Genomic DNA, 19448 nt, shown 5'->3' on the forward strand with positions numbered 1-19448 from the left:
TTTACGCACGGGTCTTTTTTAAATTTTTCCTTTCGTCCATTTTCTTTCTAACAGTTCGACTCCCTGATACATCAATGTCGCAAAAATTGCGATGATCAGAAGGCTTAAGAACACAAGAGTGAAATTGAAGACCTGGAATCCGTAAATGATCATGTAGCCCAGACCTTTTTCGGAAACGAGAAACTCGCCGACGATCACACCGACCCAGGATAAACCGACGTTCACTTTAAGCGCGGAAATAATCGCGGGGGCGCACGCCGGCAGAATGACTTCTTTAAACATGATGGTTCTTTTCGCTCCGAAGGTTTTCATCACTTTAATATAGTTTTCATCCACTTCCTGAAAAGCCGTAAAGACGACGATTGTCGTGATAATGACACTGATGACTGCTCCCATGGCGACAATGCTTGTGAAATTCGGTCCGAGTGCCACGATGAGAATCGGTCCGAGTGCGACCTTCGGCATCGCGTTTAAAATGACGAGGTACGGGTCTAAAACCCGGGCGAGCCTGTTTGACCACCATAACAGAGCGGCGAGGCATGTGCCGAGGAGCGTGCCGAGCAAAAAGCCGAGAACGGTTTCTCCTAAGGTTACGCCGATGTGCGCCGCAAGGGATCCGTCCGCAATCTTTTCAACTAAAAGCCTGCAAACGGCGGAGGGTGAGCTGAAGATTAACGGATCGATCCAGCCCGCCCTGCTCGATATTTCCCATCCGGCAAAAAATACGATAAAAATGGCGGCCTGATACGCACGGACCCGGAGCTTTTCTTTTTGGTGTCTTTTCTTAAACTGCTGATGAAGCTGTTCAATCGTGCCGCTGCTGTTTTTCAAGGGAATTCAGCTCCTTCCATATGGTTTGAAACAGCGGCTGAAAGGCCGGATCCTGACGCGCGTCAAACGGATCTAAAGCCGCGAGCTCCTTAGGCACGGTGAATATTTGGTGGATGGTGCCCGGCTGATTCGAAAATAAATAGATTGTATCGCTCATGGCGATGGCTTCACCGATATCGTGGGTGACGAGCACGGCGGTTTTTTGAAAATCCTTTAATGTTCTGAAGACAAGGTTTTCCAAAGAAAGCTTCGTTTGAAAGTCCAGCGCGGAAAACGGTTCATCAAGGAGCAGCAGTCCCGGGTCCGGTGCAAGAGTTCTGGCAAGTGCCGCCCGCTGCCGCATCCCGCCTGACAGCTCTTTCGGGTATTTCTTTTCAACGCCGATTAATCCGAGCTTAGGCAGAAGGCTGAGAACTTCAGCTCTTTTTTCTTCTGTTAATGTTTTTGAAATGTGTAAACCGAGCAGCACGTTTTCCTCAATTGATTTCCAAGGAAATAAATAATCCTGCTGAAGCATATAACCGATTTGGTGTTCTTTATGGTTCGGCACGCTTCCTTCAATCAGCACCCGGCCTTGCGCAGGGGTGATAAGGCCGGCCAGAATGGACAGGAGTGTTGTTTTTCCGCATCCGCTCGGCCCGAGAAAGGAGATGAAATCCCCTTTTTCAATCTGAAAATGTATATCTTTCACGGCGGTTGTCTTTTCTTTCAGCGAGAAATAAGTATGTGTTACATGATCCACATGTAAAAAAGACATTCATGTTCCTCCTATTGTTCTGAGGTGACTTTTTTGGCGATTTTTGTGTTGACGAGTTTGCTGTACGGAATGTGTTTCGGTAGCTCTCCGGCTTCATCCATAATGGATTGAAGCTGTTCCCATTCATCCTTTTGCAGAACTGGGTCTGCAGAGAATGACTTTTGTTTTTTATAGCGCTCTATTGATGTTTCGATAATAGCCGGATCGGTATCGGCAAATTCCTTCTGAATCGTTTTTGCGATGTCTTTGGCCGGATGGCTTTCCACCCATTGCTGGGCGCGATAGATGGCGCGGGTGAATTTTTCCGCCGTCTTTTCATTGGTTTTCAAATAACTTTCTTTTGCCATAAAGGTTGTGTACGGCATTTGGCCGGAAGCTTCTCCGAAGGATGCGACGATATGGCCGATGCCTTCTTTTTCAAATTGGGATGCCGTCGGTTCAAACAGCTGCACATAATCACCCGTTCCGGATGCAAATGCGTTGGAAATATTGGCGAAATCAATGTTTTGAACGAGGTTAATGTCTTTTTTCGGCTCTATGTGATTCTTTTTCAGGACGTACTCACCGGCCATTTGGGGCATGCCGCCTTTTCGCTGGCCGAGAAATGTTTTTCCTTTTAAATCGCTCCATTTGAATGATTTCTCATCCTTCCGTGACACGAGAAATGTGCCGTCCGTCTGTGTCAGCTGCGCGAAGTTGATGACCGGATCTTTTGCTCCCTGCGCCTCCACGTAAATGGATGTTTCAGAACCGATCAGCGCGATGTCTGACCCGTTTGACAAAAGCGATGTCATTGTTTTGTCTCCGCCCCATGTTGTTTGAAGTGACACTTGGAGCCCTTCTTTTTTAAAGAAACCTTTTGCTTCAGCGACATACAAAGGCGTATAGAAGATGGAGTGTGTGACTTCCGCCACCTTTACCTTTGTCAGACTTTCTTCCTGTCTGCAGGCCGGAAGAATGAGCAGGAAAAAGGCGCATATGACAAAAACGCAGCCCGTTTTGAGCCATTTGTTCACGGTGTAACCTCCTTGTTTTAAGCGTTAAATAACCTTTTCTGCTTTACATATCGTATGATGGGTATAAAAAATGTGTGAGTGCCCATATTCACGTTGGGAAAGAATAAAAAAACTGATGATATAAGGAGGCCATTGTTTTGCTGGCAGAAAAGAAAAGGTTCCCGTCTCCGAGTCCGCATATCCGCCTCTTTGAGGTATGCTATGAGTCAGAAGGGCTGAAGGTAAAGGGGCTTCTTGCCGAGCCTGCGGCGCCGGGAACATATGACGGTTTTTTATATTTGCGCGGCGGCATAAAAAATGTCGGCATGGTACGCCCCGGAAGAATCGTTCAATTCGCTTCCCAAGGTTTTGTCGTGTTTGCGCCCTATTACAGAGGCAACCAGGGCGGCGAGGGAAATGAAGATTTTGCGGGAGAGGACAGAGAGGACGCGTTTTCCGCTTTCCGCCTGCTTCGGGAGCATCCGAACGTCAGGGAAGGGCGGGTGCATATTTTCGGTTTTTCCCGGGGCGGTATCATGGGGCTTTTGACCGCGATTGAAATGGGGCATCAAGCGGCTTCGCTCGTATCATGGGGCGGTGTGAGCGATATGGTGCTTACTTATGAAGAGCGGAAGGATATGCGGCGGATGATGAAGCGGGTGATCGGAGGCACGCCGAAAAAGGTGCCGGATGAATACAGATGGCGTTCGCCGTTTGAAAACGCAGACCGCATTCAGGCCCCTGTGCTGCTCATCCATGGAGAGAATGATGAGAATGTTTCGATCGAACACGCCCGAATGATCGAGGACAAGCTGAAAGAGGCGGGGAAACCGGTGGAAACTTGGTATTACAGCGGTTTTACGCATTATTTTCCGCCGCAGGAAAACAGACGCATTGTCCGGCGGCTGGCGGAATGGATGAAGACACGGTAAGATGCCTGATTTATGATATGATAATAAAGAATAAGAGAATGAAAGGGGATTTTCATTTTGGGAATGCCTGTTGAATTTAATACCATGATTGTGACAAAAGGCAATGAAAAACGGATAGAGGAAAATATCTTTTTATTGGAGAAAGAGGGCTACCGCGTCTATCCTCTTGATATTCCGATGGACGTGCGCAAAACGAAAACCGGCGAGAAATCCGGCACCGGCGAGGTCCAAAAGCTCGAATGGGCGAACGGCCGGACAAGCATTACATACAGACTCACGTCGCTCCATTCGACAAACTGAAAAAACAAAAGCCAAGGGCATAAACGCCCTTGGCTTTTTTGATTACACGAGAGGTCCGCCGGCTTTGGCAATCGAGTCCGCATGGGAAAACTTTTTAAAGTTTTCTTTAAACTCATTGGCCAAAAACAGCGCTTTTTCGTTGTATGCTTGTTTATCGCTCCACGTGTTTTCAGGCTGAAGAACTTCATCCGGCACGCCCGGAACATGAACGGGACTGCGCAGGCCGAAAATGCTGTCTGCCGTCATGTCAGTCTGGTTCAGTCTGCCTTCAATAGCGGCCTTGACCATCGCTCTTGTATACGAAAGTTTCATCCGTTCTCCGACTCCGTACCCTCCGCCGGTCCAGCCTGTGTTGACCAGGAAGACTTGAACGCCGTGTTCGTCGATTTTATGCCCGAGCATTTCGGCATATACATGCGCCGGAAGCGGAAGGAACGGTGAACCGAAGCACGTCGAGAAAGTCGTTTGCGGAGATGTCACGCCGCGCTCGGTTCCCGCGAGTTTACTGGTGTACCCGCTTAAGAAGTGATACATCGCCTGTTCCTTCGTCAGTTTGCTGATCGGAGGAAGCACGCCGAATGCGTCCGCCGTTAAAAAGACGATCGCCTGCGGATGGCCGGCAATGCTCGGCTGCACGATATTGCCGATCATCTCAATCGGATATGCGGCTCTTGTGTTTTCCGTGTAGAAGGAATTGTCGTAATCCGCTTCACCCGTTTTTTCATCAAGCACGACATTCTCAAGAACAGACCCGAAGCGGATCGCACGAAAAATCTGCGGTTCTTTTTCCTCGCTGAGATTGATACATTTAGCGTAACATCCGCCTTCAATGTTGAAAACGCCGGAATCTGACCAGCCGTGCTCGTCATCGCCGATCAGTTTGCGGTCCGCATCGGCTGAAAGCGTCGTTTTCCCTGTGCCGGAAAGGCCGAAAAACAGGGCGACATCGCCTTTTTCACCGACATTGGCTGAGCAGTGCATCGGCAGTATATCCTGCTGCGGAAGCAGGAAGTTCATAATGGAGAATATTGATTTTTTCATTTCTCCGGCGTATTCGGTGCCGCCGATTAAAATGACGCGCTTTTCGAAAGAGACAATGATAAATGTTTCCGAATGCGTGCCGTCCGTCTCCGGATCTGCTTTAAAATGCGGAGCTGAGAGAATGGTGAAAGGCTGCGCTTGCGTGTCTCTTTCATCCGTCTCCGGTCTGATAAACAGCTGGCGCGCGAATAAATTGTGCCACGCAAATTCATTTACGACCGTAATCGGGAGTCTGTATTTTTCATCCGCTCCCGCGAATCCTTCAAACACAAACAGTTCATCCCGCTGTTTTAAGTAGCTGACGACTTTGGCGTACAGCTTTTCAAACGCCTCTTCAGAAATGGGCTGATTCACCGCGCCCCAATCAATTTGATTTTCTGTGCTTTGTTCACGGACGATAAATTTATCTTTAGGTGACCGGCCTGTATATGCGCCGGTGGTGGCGCGTACGGCGCCCGTTGATGTCAGCGTTCCTTCATTTCGGCTGATCACTTTTTCGGTAAGTTTTGGAGCCGATAAATTATGATGCACATTCGGACTTGCAAGTAATGCTTGAAGATCTGCGGTTAAATCAACTAATTTCATAAAAACCTTCCTTTGCCGGTTTATTTGTATTTCGCTGAATGTGGAATTAGTATAACATATATCTGAAAATAGTCTATACTATTTGCGGTTTTTTGTTTGTGTTTTTCCATTGCTTCCCGAAATAAAGGCGCGTAATCGCTTTAATTCATATTGACACTTTCCGCCCTTTTACGATAAGATATTTCATTGAGCGGATACTCTTATCCCGAGCTGGCGGAGGGACAGGCCCGATGAAGCCCAGCAACCGGTTTCTCTGTAAAAAAGCAGGTGAAAACACTGTGGGAAACCAAGGTGCTAACCTGATGCAAGGTTTAATATTTTCCTTGAGCGATAAGAGTGAAAGGCACACAGACCAAACCCTTTCCTCGAGTGGAAAAGGTTTTTTTATTTCATAAAATATGCCAATTAACATTCTCTGATATAGTATGACATTGTATTAAGAGGGAGCGAGTTCCGTATCATATGAAAAGGTCTTGCAAAAGATCTTTTTTCAGGAGGAAAAGTGAATGAGTAAAAACCGTCGACTATTTACATCTGAATCTGTTACTGAGGGTCATCCGGACAAAATCTGTGACCAAATTTCTGACAGTATCTTAGATGAGATTTTAAAAAATGACCCGAACGCGCGCGTGGCCTGCGAAACATCTGTAACGACAGGACTTGTGCTGGTAAGCGGAGAGATTACTACATCAACATACGTTGACATTCCGAAAACAGTCCGTGAAACGATTAAAGAAATCGGCTACACACGCGCCAAATATGGATTTGATGCGGAGACTTGCGCTGTTTTAACATCAATTGATGAACAGTCTGCGGATATCGCCATGGGTGTCGATCAGGCTCTTGAAGCGCGTGAAGGCACAATGAGCGATGCTGAAATCGAAGCAATCGGAGCGGGAGACCAAGGCCTGATGTTCGGTTATGCGTGTAACGAAACGAAAGAGCTTATGCCGCTTCCGATCTCTTTGGCGCATAAATTAGCCCGCCGTTTGAGCGAAGTCCGCAAAGAAGACATTCTTCCGTACCTTCGCCCTGACGGCAAAACGCAAGTTACCGTTGAATATGATGAAAACAACAAGCCGGTCCGCATCGACGCGATCGTCATTTCAACTCAGCACCACCCGGAAATTACGCTTGAGCAGATTCAGCGCAATCTGAAAGAGCATGTCATTAACCCAGTCGTGCCTGAGGAACTGATCGATGAAGAGACAAAATACTTCATCAATCCTACGGGACGTTTCGTAATCGGCGGACCTCAAGGTGATGCGGGTCTTACCGGCCGTAAAATCATCGTTGACACATACGGCGGATATGCACGCCACGGCGGCGGCGCATTCTCCGGTAAGGATGCGACGAAGGTAGACCGTTCTGCGGCATACGCTGCGAGATACGTAGCGAAAAACATCGTGGCAGCAGGTCTTGCTGATTCTTGTGAAGTGCAGCTTGCATACGCAATCGGCGTGGCACAGCCTGTTTCTATTTCCATCAATACATTTGATACAGGAAAAGCTTCTGAAGAAAAACTGATCGAAGTCGTACGGAATAACTTCGACCTGAGACCTGCCGGCATTATTAAAATGCTTGATCTGCGCCGCCCGATCTATAAGCAGACAGCTGCTTACGGCCACTTCGGACGTCATGATGTGGATCTTCCTTGGGAGCGTACTGACAAGGCGGATGCGCTTCGCAAAGAAGCACTAGGAGAATAATTTTATAGCCGCTTACTTAAGCGGCTTTCCCTTTTTGTAGATGCTGCCATGCTTATTTTTTACATAGCGTGAAACCAATGGCGTAACAAAGCGTCTATAAAAAGGGGGTCCAATTAGAAAATTACACTTATGGAGGCTATACTATGTGTGGATTTGTCGGTGTTTTTAATAAGCATCCATTAACTCAAACCGCAGATCAAGAAGAGCTAATCAAACAAATGAACCAAATGATCGTTCACCGCGGTCCTGACAGCGATGGGTATTATCATGACGAGCACGTCGGATTCGGCTTCAGACGGCTCAGTATTATTGACGTAGAAAACGGCGGACAGCCTTTATCATATGAAGACGAAAAATATTGGATCATTTTTAACGGCGAAATCTATAACTACATTGAATTGAGAGAAGAGCTTGAAGCGAAAGGCTACACTTTCAATACAGATTCCGATACCGAAGTGCTCCTTGCGACATACCGTCATTATAAAGAAGAAGCTGCTTCAAAGCTTCGCGGAATGTTTGCGTTTTTAATCTGGAACAAAGCTGACCGCGTCATGTACGGCGCGAGAGACCCGTTCGGAATTAAACCGCTGTATTACACAACCATCGGGGACAAAGTATATTTTGCATCTGAAAGAAAAAGTTTAATGGCCGCTCAAAACGGCATTGATCTTGATACAGCTTCTTTACAGCAATATATGTCTTTCCAATTCGTTCCTGAACCGAGCACGCTTGACGCTGAAGTGAAAAAAGTTGAGCCGGGCAGCCAGTTTACGATCCGCCCGGAAGGCGACATCGCGTTTAAAACATATTTCAAAGCGAACTTTAAGCCTGTTCAGTCTGATGAAGATAAATTGGTGAAAGAAGTCAGAGACGCAATCTTTGACTCTGTCAAAGTTCACATGAGAAGTGACGTTCCTGTCGGTTCGTTTCTATCCGGCGGTATCGACTCTTCTTTTATCGTCTCAGTTGCGAAAGAATTTCACCCGAGCCTTAAAACATTTTCCGTCGGTTTTGAGCAGCAGGGCTTCAGTGAGGTTGACGTAGCGAAGGAAACGGCTGCCGCGCTCGGGATTGAAAACATCAGCAAAGTCATTTCTCCTGAGGAGTATATGAACGAGCTTCCGAAAATCGTCTGGCACTTTGATGACCCGCTTGCAGATCCGGCGGCGATTCCTTTGTACTTTGTCGCGAAAGAAGCGAAAAAACATGTAACGGTCGCGTTATCCGGGGAAGGCGCGGACGAGCTGTTCGGCGGGTACAATATTTACCGCGAACCGCTTTCGCTTAAACCGTTTGAACGCATTCCGTCCGGTCTGAAAAAAATGCTTCTTCATGTGGCGTCCGTCATGCCTGAAGGAATGAGAGGGAAAAGCCTCTTAGTCCGCGGCTGCACACCGCTTGAGGAGCGTTATATCGGTAATGCGAAGATTTTTGAAGAGCCCGTGAAAAAACAGCTGCTCAAACATTACAATCCAGAGCTTTCATACCGTGATGTCACGAAGCCGTACTTTACGGAAAGCCGTTCATACAGCGACATTAATAAAATGCAGTATGTTGACATCCATACGTGGATGCGCGGCGACATCCTGTTAAAGGCTGACAAAATGACGATGGCCAACTCTTTGGAACTGCGCGTGCCGTTCCTTGATAAAGTCGTGTTTGACGTGGCTTCTAAAATTCCGGATGAACTGAAAACGAAAAACGGCACGACGAAATACCTTCTGCGCAAAGCTGCTGAAGGGGTAGTGCCTGATCATGTGCTTAATCGCAAAAAACTCGGCTTCCCTGTGCCGATCCGCCACTGGCTGAAAAATGAGATGAACGAATGGGTTCGCAACATCATTCGTGAAAGTGAAACAGATGCTTATATTGAAAAGGATTATGTCCTTCAGCTTCTGGAAGATCATTGTGCCGACAGAGCGGACAACAGCCGCAAAATCTGGACCGTGCTGATCTTTATGATCTGGCACAGCATCAATGTTGAAAAAAGACTGGTGCCGGAAGAGCTGAATCATCAGCCGAAAGAAGTCATTTTCGTTTAATCCAAAAGGCTTTCGATGTTATCGAAAGCCTTTTTTCTATTGTTTTTTTTGTAAACCGTCTATTCCGCTCTGTTTTCGACAAAGTATTACGCAATATTCAGAAAAAGGTTATAATAGGACTAATCGGGTAGATTCCGGAAAGTGTTTTCTGGCTATTTCGTCTCGGTTTGTTGTTTCTTTGTCAAAATCAGGGGGAGGGAGAGTTATGCAAAACAAAGAAAAAACGCTTCACCGCGGCTTGGAAGAGCGGCATATCTCGCTTATGTCGTTGGGCGCCGCGATAGGAGTCGGGCTGTTTCTCGGGTCGGCTTCTGCCATAAAGCTTGCCGGGCCGGGGATTTTAGCCGCTTACGCCTGCAGCGGACTGATTATGTTTTTTATTATGCGGGCATTAGGGGAAATGGCGATTCAAAAGCCTGTAGCCGGCTCATTCAGCCGGTATGCCAGAGATTACCTCGGTCCGCTTGCCGGGTTTTTAACAGGCTGGAATTATTGGTTTTTATGGGTTGTTACCTGCATGGCCGAAATCACCGCGGTCGGCATTTATATGGGCTACTGGTTCCCTGACGTGCCGTCATGGATCTGGGCGCTTTGTGCACTCGTCATTATGACGGCTGTCAACTTTCTGGCGGTCAAAGCGTACGGTGAGCTTGAATTCTGGTTTGCGCTCATTAAAGTCTTGGCGATTCTGTCAATGATCGCGATCGGTCTGGTGATGATCGTATTCGGTCTCGGAAACGGAGGCGTTGCGCTCGGAATCAGCAATTTATGGAGCCACGGCGGCTTTTTCCCGAATGGGATTAAAGGGGTGCTGCTGTCGCTTCAAATGGTCATGTTTGCCTATCTCGGGATTGAGCTGATCGGTGTCACAGCCGGTGAGGTCAAAAATCCTGAAAAATCACTGGCGCGGGCCATAGATACTGTTTTTTGGCGCATTCTCATTTTTTACGTCGGAGCTTTGTTTGTCATTATGTCAATTTATCCGTGGCAGGAAATCGGTTCAGGCGGAAGCCCGTTTGTTTTGACATTTGAAAAAATCGGAATACCTGCTGCAGCCGGAATCATTAATTTTGTCGTATTGACGGCGGCCCTTTCTTCCTGCAACAGCGGGATCTTCAGCACGGGGCGCATGCTGTTCAATCTGGCGGAACAAAATGAAGCGCCTAAAGCATACGGTACGGTCACAAAAGGCGGTGTGCCGGGAAAAGCGGTATTGGTTTCAGCGGGCGCGTTATGCATCGGCGTTTTGCTGAACTACGTGGTGCCGGCGAAAGTGTTTACGTGGGTGACGAGCATTGCGACGTTCGGGGCGATTTGGACATGGTCGATTATTTTGCTTTCCCAAATGAAATATCGTAAAAGCTTACAGCCGGAACAACGGAAAAAACTGAAATATAAAATGCCTTTATATCCCTTTTCCTCATATATCTCATTGGCATTTCTCGCTTTTGTCGTTGTGCTGATGGCTTTTAATGCAGAGACCCGGGTGGCCGTCATCATCGGGCCTGTCTGGTTCGGCATATTATTAGCCGCCTATTACGGGAAAGGTTTCCATAAAAGAAAAGACATAGGTCTGGAAAACGGACAGACATTCGCCGAAAAAGCGTAAAAAAGAGCCCGGGACATGGGCTCTTTTTTTCATAGGATCGGGCCGGCGGGGGAAGAATAAAACAAATTCCTGAACATTTTGCTTCTGTTTCCTGACAATCGGGAGAATGCAAATGGTTTTTACTTAAATAATATTTTGAAAAATGGTACAGTAGTAAAACAAAGCTGATCTATTCTTATTTCTCTTGCAGTGTTTTATAGTATCGGCCTTTTTCAACATATTCCGTTCTGATTCTTTCCATGTCCCGTATGTCTTCTTCTGTCAGCCGGCGGATAACCTTTGCGGGCCGGCCGAACGCAAGACAGCCGGGAGGAATGGTTTTGCCCGGAGGAACGAGACTTCCGGCGCCGATAAACGCGCCTTCTCCGATTTCCGCCCCGTCAAGAATGACGGAGCCCATACCGATTAAAGCATTCTTTTTGATGATTGCGCTGTGCAGTGTAACCTGATGGCCGATCGTGACGTCATCTTCAATAAGAAGCGGGCGGTTCGGACTTTGATGCAGACAGCTCAAGTCTTGTATGCTGACTCTTTTTCCGATCCTTGTCGGCGCAACATCCCCCCGGATGACGGCTGAGAACCAAATGCTTGATTGTTCTCCGATCACGACGTCGCCCGTAATGACGGCGTTATCCGCAATGAACGCTTCAGGATGTATGTCAGGCGTAAATTGTTTATAAGGGTAGATTATCATGTCTCATCCTTCTTTCTCTAAATTTATGTAAGAGGTGAACTGCATGTGGACTTGGAAAGCAGACAGGCCCGTCGGTACCATTGTCATTATCCACGGGGCAAGCGAATACCACGGACGTTATAAATGGCTCGTTGAAATGTGGAGATCTTCCGGATATAACGTGGTGATGGGCGATTTGCCCGGTCAGGGAACGTCGACCCGCGCCAGAGGGCATATTCGCTCTTTCCAAGAATACATTGATGAAGTAGATATATGGATTGATAAAGCGAGAACGCTTGAAGCGCCCGTTTTCCTTTTGGGCCACAGCATGGGCGGACTGATTGCGATAGAATGGTTTAAGCAACAGAGAAATCCCCGCATTACGGCACTCATTTTATCATCACCTTGTCTGGGTCTGCAAATAAAAGTCAATAAAGTCCTTGATTTTGCGTCTAAAGGACTGAACGTCCTCGCTCCGTCCCTCAGAGTGGATTCCGGCTTATCACCTGATATGGCAACGAGGAATGCGGATATGATTGAAGCGGATCAAAACGATTCTTTATATGTCACGAAGGTATCCGTAAGATGGTACAGAGAGCTTTTAAAAACCATTGATGCCGCTATGGTGCCGACTGATGCGTTTTTAAAGGTGCCGCTTTTGCTTATGCAGGGCGGAGATGACAAAATCGTCGATAAAATGAAGGTCCGCAAATGGTTTTCCGGTGTGGCTTCCCATAATAAATCGTACCGGGAATGGGAAGGGCTTTATCATGAAATTTTTAATGAACCGGAAAGAGAAACTGTGTTTAAGGCGGCAAAAGCCTTTACAGATCAGTATATTTGAATTCGCTGGGGGTGCATATGTTGACAGTACCGGAACATCCTTTTAACCTTATGGCAAAAGTGTATCGGGAAATTTTTCCGCTCGTTCATCAGGAATTGAACATGTGGCGGGAAAAATCAGATTCCATTAAAAATACCGAACTGCGGCAGCAGGCGGCCGCAAGTATCCGCGATAAATCGTTTCATTGTGAAGGCGGCGGCATTTTAGCCCTGCTTTCGGGAGAGCAGAAACAGAAATGCGTGCAATTTATCATCGCGTATCAGACAATCAGTGATTATCTGGACAATCTGTGCGACCGCAGCACCTCGCTTGATCCCGAGGACTTCCGCATGCTTCATCTCTCCATGCGTGACGCGCTGACGGTCGGTGCCGAGGTGCGGCCGTACTATCAGTACAGAGACGAGCGGGATGACGGCGGTTATCTTCATGAGCTGGTCAGAACATGCCAGCGGGTGCTCGGGTCAATAGAACATTACGGTATCATTAAACCTTATTTGCTTGAGCTGTGTGATTATTATTGCGATCTTCAGGTTCATAAGCATGTCGTTGAGCATGAACGCGTTCCGAGGCTTAAAGGCTGGTTTGAGCAGTACCGGTCACAGCTTCCGGAAATGGAGTGGTTTGAGTTCTCGGCCTGCGCCGGATCGACGTTAGGCATTTTCTGTCTCGTTGCTTACTCATTCCAGCCTGATTTTAACGAACATACCGCTGAGAAAATCCGCAGCAGTTATTTTCCGTACATACAAGGGCTGCATATACTGCTTGATTATTTAATTGACCAGGAAGAGGATCTGCTTGAAGGCGATCTGAATTTCTGTACGTATTATCAGTCTCATGAAGAAATGATGCAGAGACTGCAGCATTTTATTGAAAAAGCGGATGAACATTTGCAAGGCATTCCGCATGAAAATTTTCACCGGCTGATCAACAGAGGGCTGCTCGGCGTCTATTTATCCGATGACAAAGTCGCCGGCCAAAAAGAAATGGGCCGCCTCGCGCGAAAGCTGATCAGGGCTAGCGGAAAAACGTCATTTTTCTTTTATATCAACGGAAGAGCCTACCGCAAATTTCAGAAGATGGCTTGGACGAAAAGTTCGTAATGGGTGAAAGTGCTTACGCTTAATATTTCTGATGAAAAAGAGACATGCGCATTTTACGCTGTCTCTTTTTTTAACGGTTTCTTTTTTGCCGCAAGGTGCATTGCGAATTTGCCGATCAGCCCGATGACAAAAAATGCAGCAAACCACCAGTAATAGGTTTTTGCGAACTCAAATCCTAAATGTCTTGATAAAATGATGACGAACATCACATAGGGAACACTTGAAAATATGATGCGAAGAATATTCAAACTGCCGCTCCTCCCAGATGTTACACTTAAAAGATGTGCTTTTTTCCATTATTTCATAGTAATTGATTTTTCTTGAAAAGTAAACACAAAAAGAATCGGCCCGCTTATGACAGGCCGATTCTTTATTTGCCGGCAGATTTCTTTTCAATCGCTATAATAAACGGAGGGTCGTTTCGCTGGTTGAGAAAGCCGTAGCTCAGCACGCGCGCTTTTTCCTGATCAAGATTGCTGCAGTACTCCAGTAATGCACTTTTTTCCGTCTTGCCTTCAGGATGCCCGTGGTACACAACGAGAACGATCAGCCCGTTCTCCTTCAGCAGTTCAAGGAGCTGTTCGATCGCGGAAATGGTTGAGTGGCCATTTGTCGTAATGCTTTTATCGCCGCCGGGCAGATAGCCGAGATTAAACACGGCGCAAGCCACACGCCCGTGCGCATCCTCAGGCAGCGATGCCTTTATTTGATCATGGCTCTTATGGTGAAGCGTGACGCGCGGACTGAAGTCGGCACCGAGCCGCTCCTTCGTTTTAGCGAGTGCGTCCGCTTGAATATCAAAGGCATGGACATGTCCTGTCTCACCGACAAGGCTGGCCAGGAAATATGTATCATGTCCGTTGCCCATCGTCGCGTCAACCGTGATATCACCTTCCTGTGCGGCGGACTTCAGCAATTCTTTACTGAAAGGGAGGATGTGCATCAAGGTCATAGGGCGGTCTCCTCCCCGATTTTTCTGAAGAGCTTTCCTTGATAGCTTCCCCGTGTTTCCAGCTCTTTTTGAATGGCGCCCAGTACTTCCCACTTATTGACGCTCCACATCGGTCCGACCATTAATTCGATCGGCCCGTCTCCCGTAATGCGGTGAACGATCATTTCCGGGGGAATGATTTCGAGCTGATCACATACAAGACTTACATATTCTTCTTGAGAAAGGAACTCCAGCTTTCCTTTTTCATATTGCTTCACCATCGGTGTGCCTTTTAATAAGTGAAGCAGGTGAATTTTAATGCCTTGCACATCCAAATCAGCGACGGCTTTGGCCGTCTCCATCATCATGTCCCTGTTTTCAAGCGGAAGCCCGTTAATGATATGGGAACAAACGCGGATGCCGTGTTTTCTCAGTTTATTGACACCCTCAACATAGCAGTCAAAATCATGGGCGCGGTTGATCAGAAGGGCGGTCCGCTCATGCACGGTCTGCAGCCCGAGTTCAACCCACAAATAGGTCCGCTCATTCAGTTCGGCCAAATATTCCACGACATCGTCCGGAAGGCAGTCCGGACGGGTCGCGATCGACATGCCGACAACGCCGTCAAGCTTGAGGACGGATTCGAATTTTTCTCGCAGCTCCTCTACCGGAGCATGCGTATTCGTGAACGCTTGGAAATATGCGATATATTTGCCGTCTTTCCACTTTTCGTGCATGCGGTTTTTGATATCGTGAAATTGCGTGAGTAAGTCATCGGCCCGATTGCCGGCAAAATCGCCGGAGCCCGCCGCGCTGCAGAATGTGCAGCCTCCGTGTGCAACCGTGCCGTCCCGATTCGGGCAGTCAAAACCGCCGTCAAGCGCGACTTTAAACACTTTATGCCCGAAATGCTCCCGCAGATGATAATTTAATGTATGGTACCGTTTTTCCGTATTTGAATAAGGAAAAGGGTTATTCTCGTTCAATGTTCAAAAAGCCTCCCTCACATCAGATGCATCCTAAAATTGTAGCATGAATGATGGGGGTTCACAATCTGAAAACAGGATGCGGCTTTCTTTTGTTTATTATGACTGCAGGCAGGATTCTCATTCCTTTAGTTAAACACGGAAAATTTGGTTCTCTTTCCTTCAACCTTCGGGTGTTATTATTTTTGGTCAGCTCAAACTAAGTTTGATTTCCCATTCACTGAGGAGGGGTTTCGTTGGCAACAAGACAATCAGTAGATGAACATCTCCAAAGAAGCGAACAGGCGTATGAATTTGCGAATGAGCAATTTATGACCGCTTCGAAACAAGAGCATTATAATGATAATGAGTACAGTGAAGCGCAAATGATGCTTGAAAACGCGGTGAATGAATTAAACAAGCTGTCATTATCTGCGAATGATCAGCAAAGAGAGCAGCTTTATCGAATGAGATTGCAGCTGCAGACCTTGCAAAACAATATGATTTTGCAGCGTAATTTTGATTACTGACCGCGCCGTTTCAAATGGTTCAGCAAACCTGCCGGAATCCCGGCGGGTTTTTTTGTATTTTTTTTAAAAAAGAATTGACAATAGGGCGGAGTGTGTTTATTGTATTACGTGTACTACTTGATGTAATACACATAAAACACTCAAAAAATGAAATCGACATATAAATGTTAAGCATAGGGAAGGGGAACTTTCATGAAAAACAAAAGATCCGTAAAACAAGATGTGCCTCTTATTATCGCCGCCTCGGTTTTGGCAAGCAGTCTGTTTGTCGTTCTTGTCGTCATCGGTTTTCAATGGCAGAACATTTAAAGAAAGAGAGCAGCTCGTAAAAGAAAGAAGGGAAGTAAATGATTCAAATCGATCCGAGAAGCTCAACTCCGATTTATGAGCAGATCATACAGCAACTGAAAGAGCTTTGTTTAAAAGGGATCATGAAGCCGGGGGATAAACTTCCTTCTGTCAGGGAATTGGCAACGATCATTATCGCCAATCCGAACACAGTCAGCAAAGCGTACAAGGAGCTCGAACGCGATGGTGTCATTGAAACGCTGAGGGGAAGAGGAACGTATATATCGGAGAATGCAAAAACGACATTGGTTGAAGGGAAGATGACGATGATAAAAGAGCAATTGAAACAGCTCATCATCGATGCCCATTACGCGGGAGTTGAGCTGGAGAAGCTGCAGGAATGGATAAAGGAAATCAGCGCTGATGTGAAAGGAGGCAAGGATCATGATTGAATTGCGGAATCTCTCAAAAACGATAGACGGTAAAGAAGTGCTCAAGGATATTTCGCTCACCATCGGAAAAGGGGAAATTTTCGGGCTGCTCGGGCGAAACGGATCAGGGAAAACAACACTGCTCCGGCTCATTCAACAGATTCTGCTGCCGGATCAAGGGACGGTTTTATTTAATCAGGTGGAAATAAAGCGGCATCCGAAAGTAAAACAGAACATCATTTATATGCCTGTTGAAAATCCTTTTTATGACAAGTATACATATAAACAGCTTGTTGCGATTGTAAGCAGAATCTATCCGAATTTTGATGTGACTTACGCCAATGAGCTGATGAACAGGTACGGCATTCCGGAAACGAAGAAATACCGTGAATTATCGACAGGCCTGAAAAAACAGCTTGCGCTCGTCCTTGCCTTTGCTTCACGCCCGGCACTTATTCTTTTGGATGAACCGACGGACGGAATTGACGCCGTAACGCGTCATGATGTGCTTCAGCTTATGGTGGATGAAGTGGCTGAACGGGAAACGAGCATTCTGATTACCTCACACCGTTTAGAAGATATTGAGCGAATGTGCAACCGGATCGGGTTTTTGGAAGGAAATCAGCTGACGAATGTGATGGACTTGGATGATATGAAGGAAGAGTACATGAAAATCCAAATGGCATTTGAAGAAAACGTCGCCTTGAAGATCAGAGAACAAAACATACCGATTCTCGACCATGCCGGTGTGTTTTATACGGTGCTGATTCAAAAGAACGATGAGAAGAAAAAGAACTTTCTGCAAGAGCTGCAGCCGAAAGTATGGAACGAGCTTCCTGTGAACTTAGAAGAAGTCTTCATCGCGAAGTTTGGAGGGAACCGAAGATGGTAGACAGGGGATTGCTGTACAGGGAATGGGTGCAGAATCGAACTGTTCTTGTGATGGTCGGCCTTTTTTTAGCCGCGGTCAATCCATTTGAAGTGTTAAATACCTATCTGGTTTATCAAGGCTGTCTGGACACCCCGGAAGCATATTGTAACTTTTATGTGAATTCTTTGGATAGCGGAATGCTGAACTTGAACTGGGCGCCCGCTGTCATTTTGGCGGTTTGCTTATTCGGACTGGAGCGTACGAAAGGTACGATTGATACGCTTTTCAGTCTGCCTTATTCCCGCGCTCAGGTGTTTCACACTAAATTTTGGCTCGGGGCGGCGGTCATTGCCGGATTCCAAATCATCGGCTACGGGCTGGCTGAACTGCTCATTCTTCTGTTAAAGCCTGAGCGCGTATATTTCTTCCACCATTACAGCGTCGGAGAGATTATTGTGAGTGTTTTGGCTTTTACATTGGTCGCGAGCGCAGGCTGCTTAACGGGGAATACGTTCGCCCAGCTGTTAACGGCGTTTGCCGTGTCGATAGCGCCTTACCTGATTATTACGCTGCCCCTGTCCAATGTAGAAGTCATCTTCGGAGTCAGCATGTATGAGCTGATGCCGTCAGTCGAGGCTTATCTCAAAGTAAACAATCTTTTTCAATACTTGAATCCGATCATGTACATTGATACAGATTGGGTATCTGCCAGCAAGTATATATTACTCATCCCGGCAGTGATGAGCATTCTATTTTATGCCATTGGGTACTTTTGCTATGTCAGGCAGCCGGTGGAACGGAACGGCCGTTTTTTTCTCTGGAGACAGCTTGACCGGCCCATTCAGATTGTGGTGATTATAATCGCCGTTCTCGGTTTTGGCCTGGCGGGGTACTCGACGGGACAGACGATGACAGGGTATGTGGCCGGGATGCTGGTCGGAGGAGCGGTCGGATTTTTGGTCAGTTATTTTGCCATATATAAAAAAACGAAGCATGTGTAAGAGAGGAGGACCGGAATGATACCGCGGGGATTGTTGTACACAGAATGGAAGAAAAATCAGTGGTTGTTTTTATGCAGCGGCATTCTTTTAATGGCGGCAAACCCTTTTTTGGTTTATAACAACTACTCAACATATCAAGAATGTTTGAATAACCAAGCTCTTCAAGATTGTGAATTCGTTGTCAATTATACGAATGGGTCGCCTCTTTCCTTCAGCTGGATTGTGAGTGTCATCATTGCCGTCTTCTTATTAGGCTTGGAACGGACAAAGGGAACGATGGATGCTTTGTTAAGCATGCCTTACAGCAGAGGCCAAATCTTTCAGACGAAATTCTGGCTCGGCGCAGCAGTCATTGTTGTTCCTCAGGCGATAGGCTATGGAGCGGCGTCATTGCTGATATCTTTGCTGAAACCGAGCCATACGTACGATTTTGATCATTTTTCAATCGGAATGATTGTCATCAGTTTTATGGCTTACGCCTTGTTAATGGCATCCGGCGCATTAACGGGACAGATATTCGCCCAGCTGTTAACGGCGTTTACAGTAACGGTTCTGCCCTTTTTACTCATCGGTCTGCCGGCCGCGAATTTGGAGGTCGTTTTCGATATTAGTGTGGGAGATCAATTTTCTTTTATCAGCAGTTATATCGAATCCCGTCTTTTTATATTTGTAACCCCTATTGGATATGTGTTTAACGACTGGATCAGAGAAAGGGATTTGGTTTTAATCATTCCGATTGTGATGAGCCTTGTCTTTTATCTGATCGGTTATGTCAGCTTTCTGAAACACCCGAATGAACGGAACGACAGATTCTTTCTTTGGAGTAAGTTGGACCGTCCGGTGCAGATCTTGGTGATTGCCTTTGCTGTTATGGGTTTCGGCGTTTTCGGATATGGGGTCACAGACACGATGTTCGGCTATTTAGCCGGCATTATCTTCGGCGCGGTTATCGGGTTTTTCATCAGTTATTTTACGGTTTACAGGAAGTCAAAGCATATGTAGATCTGTTTGAG

The 19448-nt window shown here is 46.7% G+C and carries 20 protein-coding genes and 1 riboswitch; of the genes, 12 read left to right on the forward strand and 8 right to left on the reverse strand.

The window, feature by feature from the left end; all coding sequences use genetic code 11:
* Positions 1-18 precede the first annotated feature (18 nt).
* Genes NQS30_RS13220 through NQS30_RS13230 form a run of 3 tightly spaced genes read right to left on the reverse strand, consistent with a single transcriptional unit; the run spans position 19 to position 2604 of the window.
* Positions 19-831, reverse strand: a complete 813-nt coding sequence (locus tag NQS30_RS13220; protein WP_061581835.1) for an ABC transporter permease — start codon at positions 829-831, stop codon at positions 19-21.
* Positions 806-1588, reverse strand: a complete 783-nt coding sequence (locus NQS30_RS13225) for an ABC transporter ATP-binding protein (RefSeq protein WP_003152246.1) — start codon at positions 1586-1588, stop codon at positions 806-808. Before NQS30_RS13225 ends, NQS30_RS13220 begins: the two co-directional genes overlap by 26 nt.
* A gap of 11 nt (positions 1589-1599) precedes the next feature.
* Positions 1600-2604, reverse strand: a complete 1005-nt coding sequence (locus NQS30_RS13230; protein ID WP_007408830.1) for an ABC transporter substrate-binding protein — start codon at positions 2602-2604, stop codon at positions 1600-1602.
* A 137-nt stretch (positions 2605-2741) separates the two neighbouring features.
* On the opposite strand from NQS30_RS13230, the gene NQS30_RS13235 reads away from it, so the two are divergent.
* Positions 2742-3515: an alpha/beta hydrolase family protein gene (locus tag NQS30_RS13235; protein ID WP_032871657.1), complete on the forward strand. Its 774-nt coding sequence runs from the start codon at positions 2742-2744 to the stop codon at positions 3513-3515.
* Positions 3516-3572: 57 nt separating this feature from the next.
* Complete coding sequence (locus NQS30_RS13240) at positions 3573-3815, forward strand: DUF2584 domain-containing protein (protein ID WP_003152249.1); 243 nt, start codon at positions 3573-3575, stop codon at positions 3813-3815.
* Between the two features lie 42 nt (positions 3816-3857).
* On the opposite strand, the gene pckA is transcribed toward NQS30_RS13240, so the two are convergent.
* Positions 3858-5441 carry a phosphoenolpyruvate carboxykinase (ATP) gene (gene pckA / locus NQS30_RS13245; protein WP_007408828.1) on the reverse strand — a complete coding sequence of 528 codons (1584 nt, stop codon included), beginning with the start codon at positions 5439-5441 and terminating at the stop codon, positions 3858-3860.
* 197 nt (positions 5442-5638) lie between these two features.
* Positions 5639-5778, forward strand: a riboswitch (SAM riboswitch).
* Positions 5779-5947: 169 nt separating this feature from the next.
* Between pckA and metK the strand changes: the two genes are divergently transcribed.
* The 3 genes from metK to alaP all read left to right on the forward strand — a co-directional run bounded on the left by metK (position 5948) and on the right by alaP (position 10801).
* Entirely contained in the window at positions 5948-7150 is a 1203-nt protein-coding gene (gene metK, locus NQS30_RS13250) for a methionine adenosyltransferase (protein ID WP_003152253.1), read from the forward strand.
* Between the two features lie 143 nt (positions 7151-7293).
* On the forward strand, positions 7294-9192 hold the full coding sequence (gene asnB / locus NQS30_RS13255) for an asparagine synthase (glutamine-hydrolyzing) (protein WP_003152255.1): 1899 nt from the start codon (positions 7294-7296) through the stop codon (positions 9190-9192).
* Between the two features lie 205 nt (positions 9193-9397).
* The gene (alaP, locus tag NQS30_RS13260) at positions 9398-10801 is read left to right on the forward strand and encodes an alanine permease AlaP (RefSeq protein ID WP_007408827.1); all 1404 of its coding nucleotides are present in this window, start codon (positions 9398-9400) and stop codon (positions 10799-10801) included.
* Positions 10802-10976: 175 nt separating this feature from the next.
* Here the strand turns inward: alaP and NQS30_RS13265 are convergent, their stop codons facing one another.
* Complete coding sequence (locus NQS30_RS13265) at positions 10977-11492, reverse strand: gamma carbonic anhydrase (protein WP_025285156.1); 516 nt, start codon at positions 11490-11492, stop codon at positions 10977-10979.
* A gap of 46 nt (positions 11493-11538) precedes the next feature.
* Here NQS30_RS13265 and NQS30_RS13270 point away from each other — a divergent pair, with 46 nt between their 5' ends.
* Entirely contained in the window at positions 11539-12318 is a 780-nt protein-coding gene (locus NQS30_RS13270; RefSeq protein ID WP_003152261.1) for an alpha/beta hydrolase, read from the forward strand.
* A 20-nt stretch (positions 12319-12338) separates the two neighbouring features.
* Positions 12339-13418, forward strand: a complete 1080-nt coding sequence (locus NQS30_RS13275; protein WP_025285155.1) for a tetraprenyl-beta-curcumene synthase family protein — start codon at positions 12339-12341, stop codon at positions 13416-13418.
* Positions 13419-13471: 53 nt separating this feature from the next.
* Here the strand turns inward: NQS30_RS13275 and NQS30_RS13280 are convergent, their stop codons facing one another.
* The 3 genes from NQS30_RS13280 to mnmL all read right to left on the reverse strand — a co-directional run bounded on the left by NQS30_RS13280 (position 13472) and on the right by mnmL (position 15335).
* Positions 13472-13666: a hypothetical protein gene (locus NQS30_RS13280; RefSeq protein WP_003152265.1), complete on the reverse strand. Its 195-nt coding sequence runs from the start codon at positions 13664-13666 to the stop codon at positions 13472-13474.
* A gap of 122 nt (positions 13667-13788) precedes the next feature.
* Positions 13789-14370, reverse strand: coding sequence for a tRNA 5-(aminomethyl)-2-thiouridylate-methyltransferase MnmM (gene mnmM, locus NQS30_RS13285; protein ID WP_032868307.1), 582 nt, complete (start codon positions 14368-14370; stop codon positions 13789-13791).
* Positions 14367-15335: a tRNA modification radical SAM protein MnmL/YtqA gene (mnmL, locus tag NQS30_RS13290; RefSeq protein ID WP_007408822.1), complete on the reverse strand. Its 969-nt coding sequence runs from the start codon at positions 15333-15335 to the stop codon at positions 14367-14369. The genes mnmM and mnmL overlap by 4 nt, the downstream gene beginning before the upstream one ends.
* 236 nt (positions 15336-15571) lie before the next feature.
* Here mnmL and NQS30_RS13295 point away from each other — a divergent pair, with 236 nt between their 5' ends.
* The 5 genes from NQS30_RS13295 (at position 15572) to NQS30_RS13320 (ending at position 19437) form a co-directional block, all read left to right on the forward strand.
* The gene (locus NQS30_RS13295; protein WP_003152272.1) at positions 15572-15844 is read left to right on the forward strand and encodes a YtzC family protein; all 273 of its coding nucleotides are present in this window, start codon (positions 15572-15574) and stop codon (positions 15842-15844) included.
* A 347-nt stretch (positions 15845-16191) separates the two neighbouring features.
* Positions 16192-16584, forward strand: coding sequence for a GntR family transcriptional regulator YtrA (gene ytrA, locus NQS30_RS13305; protein ID WP_003152275.1), 393 nt, complete (start codon positions 16192-16194; stop codon positions 16582-16584).
* Positions 16577-17455 (forward strand): ABC transporter ATP-binding protein, encoded by an 879-nt coding sequence (locus NQS30_RS13310; RefSeq protein WP_007613240.1) that lies wholly within the window; start codon positions 16577-16579, stop codon positions 17453-17455. The genes ytrA and NQS30_RS13310 overlap by 8 nt, the downstream gene beginning before the upstream one ends.
* Positions 17449-18435, forward strand: a complete 987-nt coding sequence (locus NQS30_RS13315) for an ABC transporter permease subunit (protein WP_025285148.1) — start codon at positions 17449-17451, stop codon at positions 18433-18435. Before NQS30_RS13310 ends, NQS30_RS13315 begins: the two co-directional genes overlap by 7 nt.
* Positions 18436-18450: 15 nt before the next feature.
* Positions 18451-19437: an ABC transporter permease gene (locus NQS30_RS13320; RefSeq protein ID WP_218791333.1), complete on the forward strand. Its 987-nt coding sequence runs from the start codon at positions 18451-18453 to the stop codon at positions 19435-19437.
* Positions 19438-19448: the final 11 nt, after the last annotated feature.

The organism is Bacillus sp. B1(2022), assembly GCF_040259625.1.
Lineage (GTDB): Bacteria > Bacillota > Bacilli > Bacillales > Bacillaceae > Bacillus > Bacillus velezensis.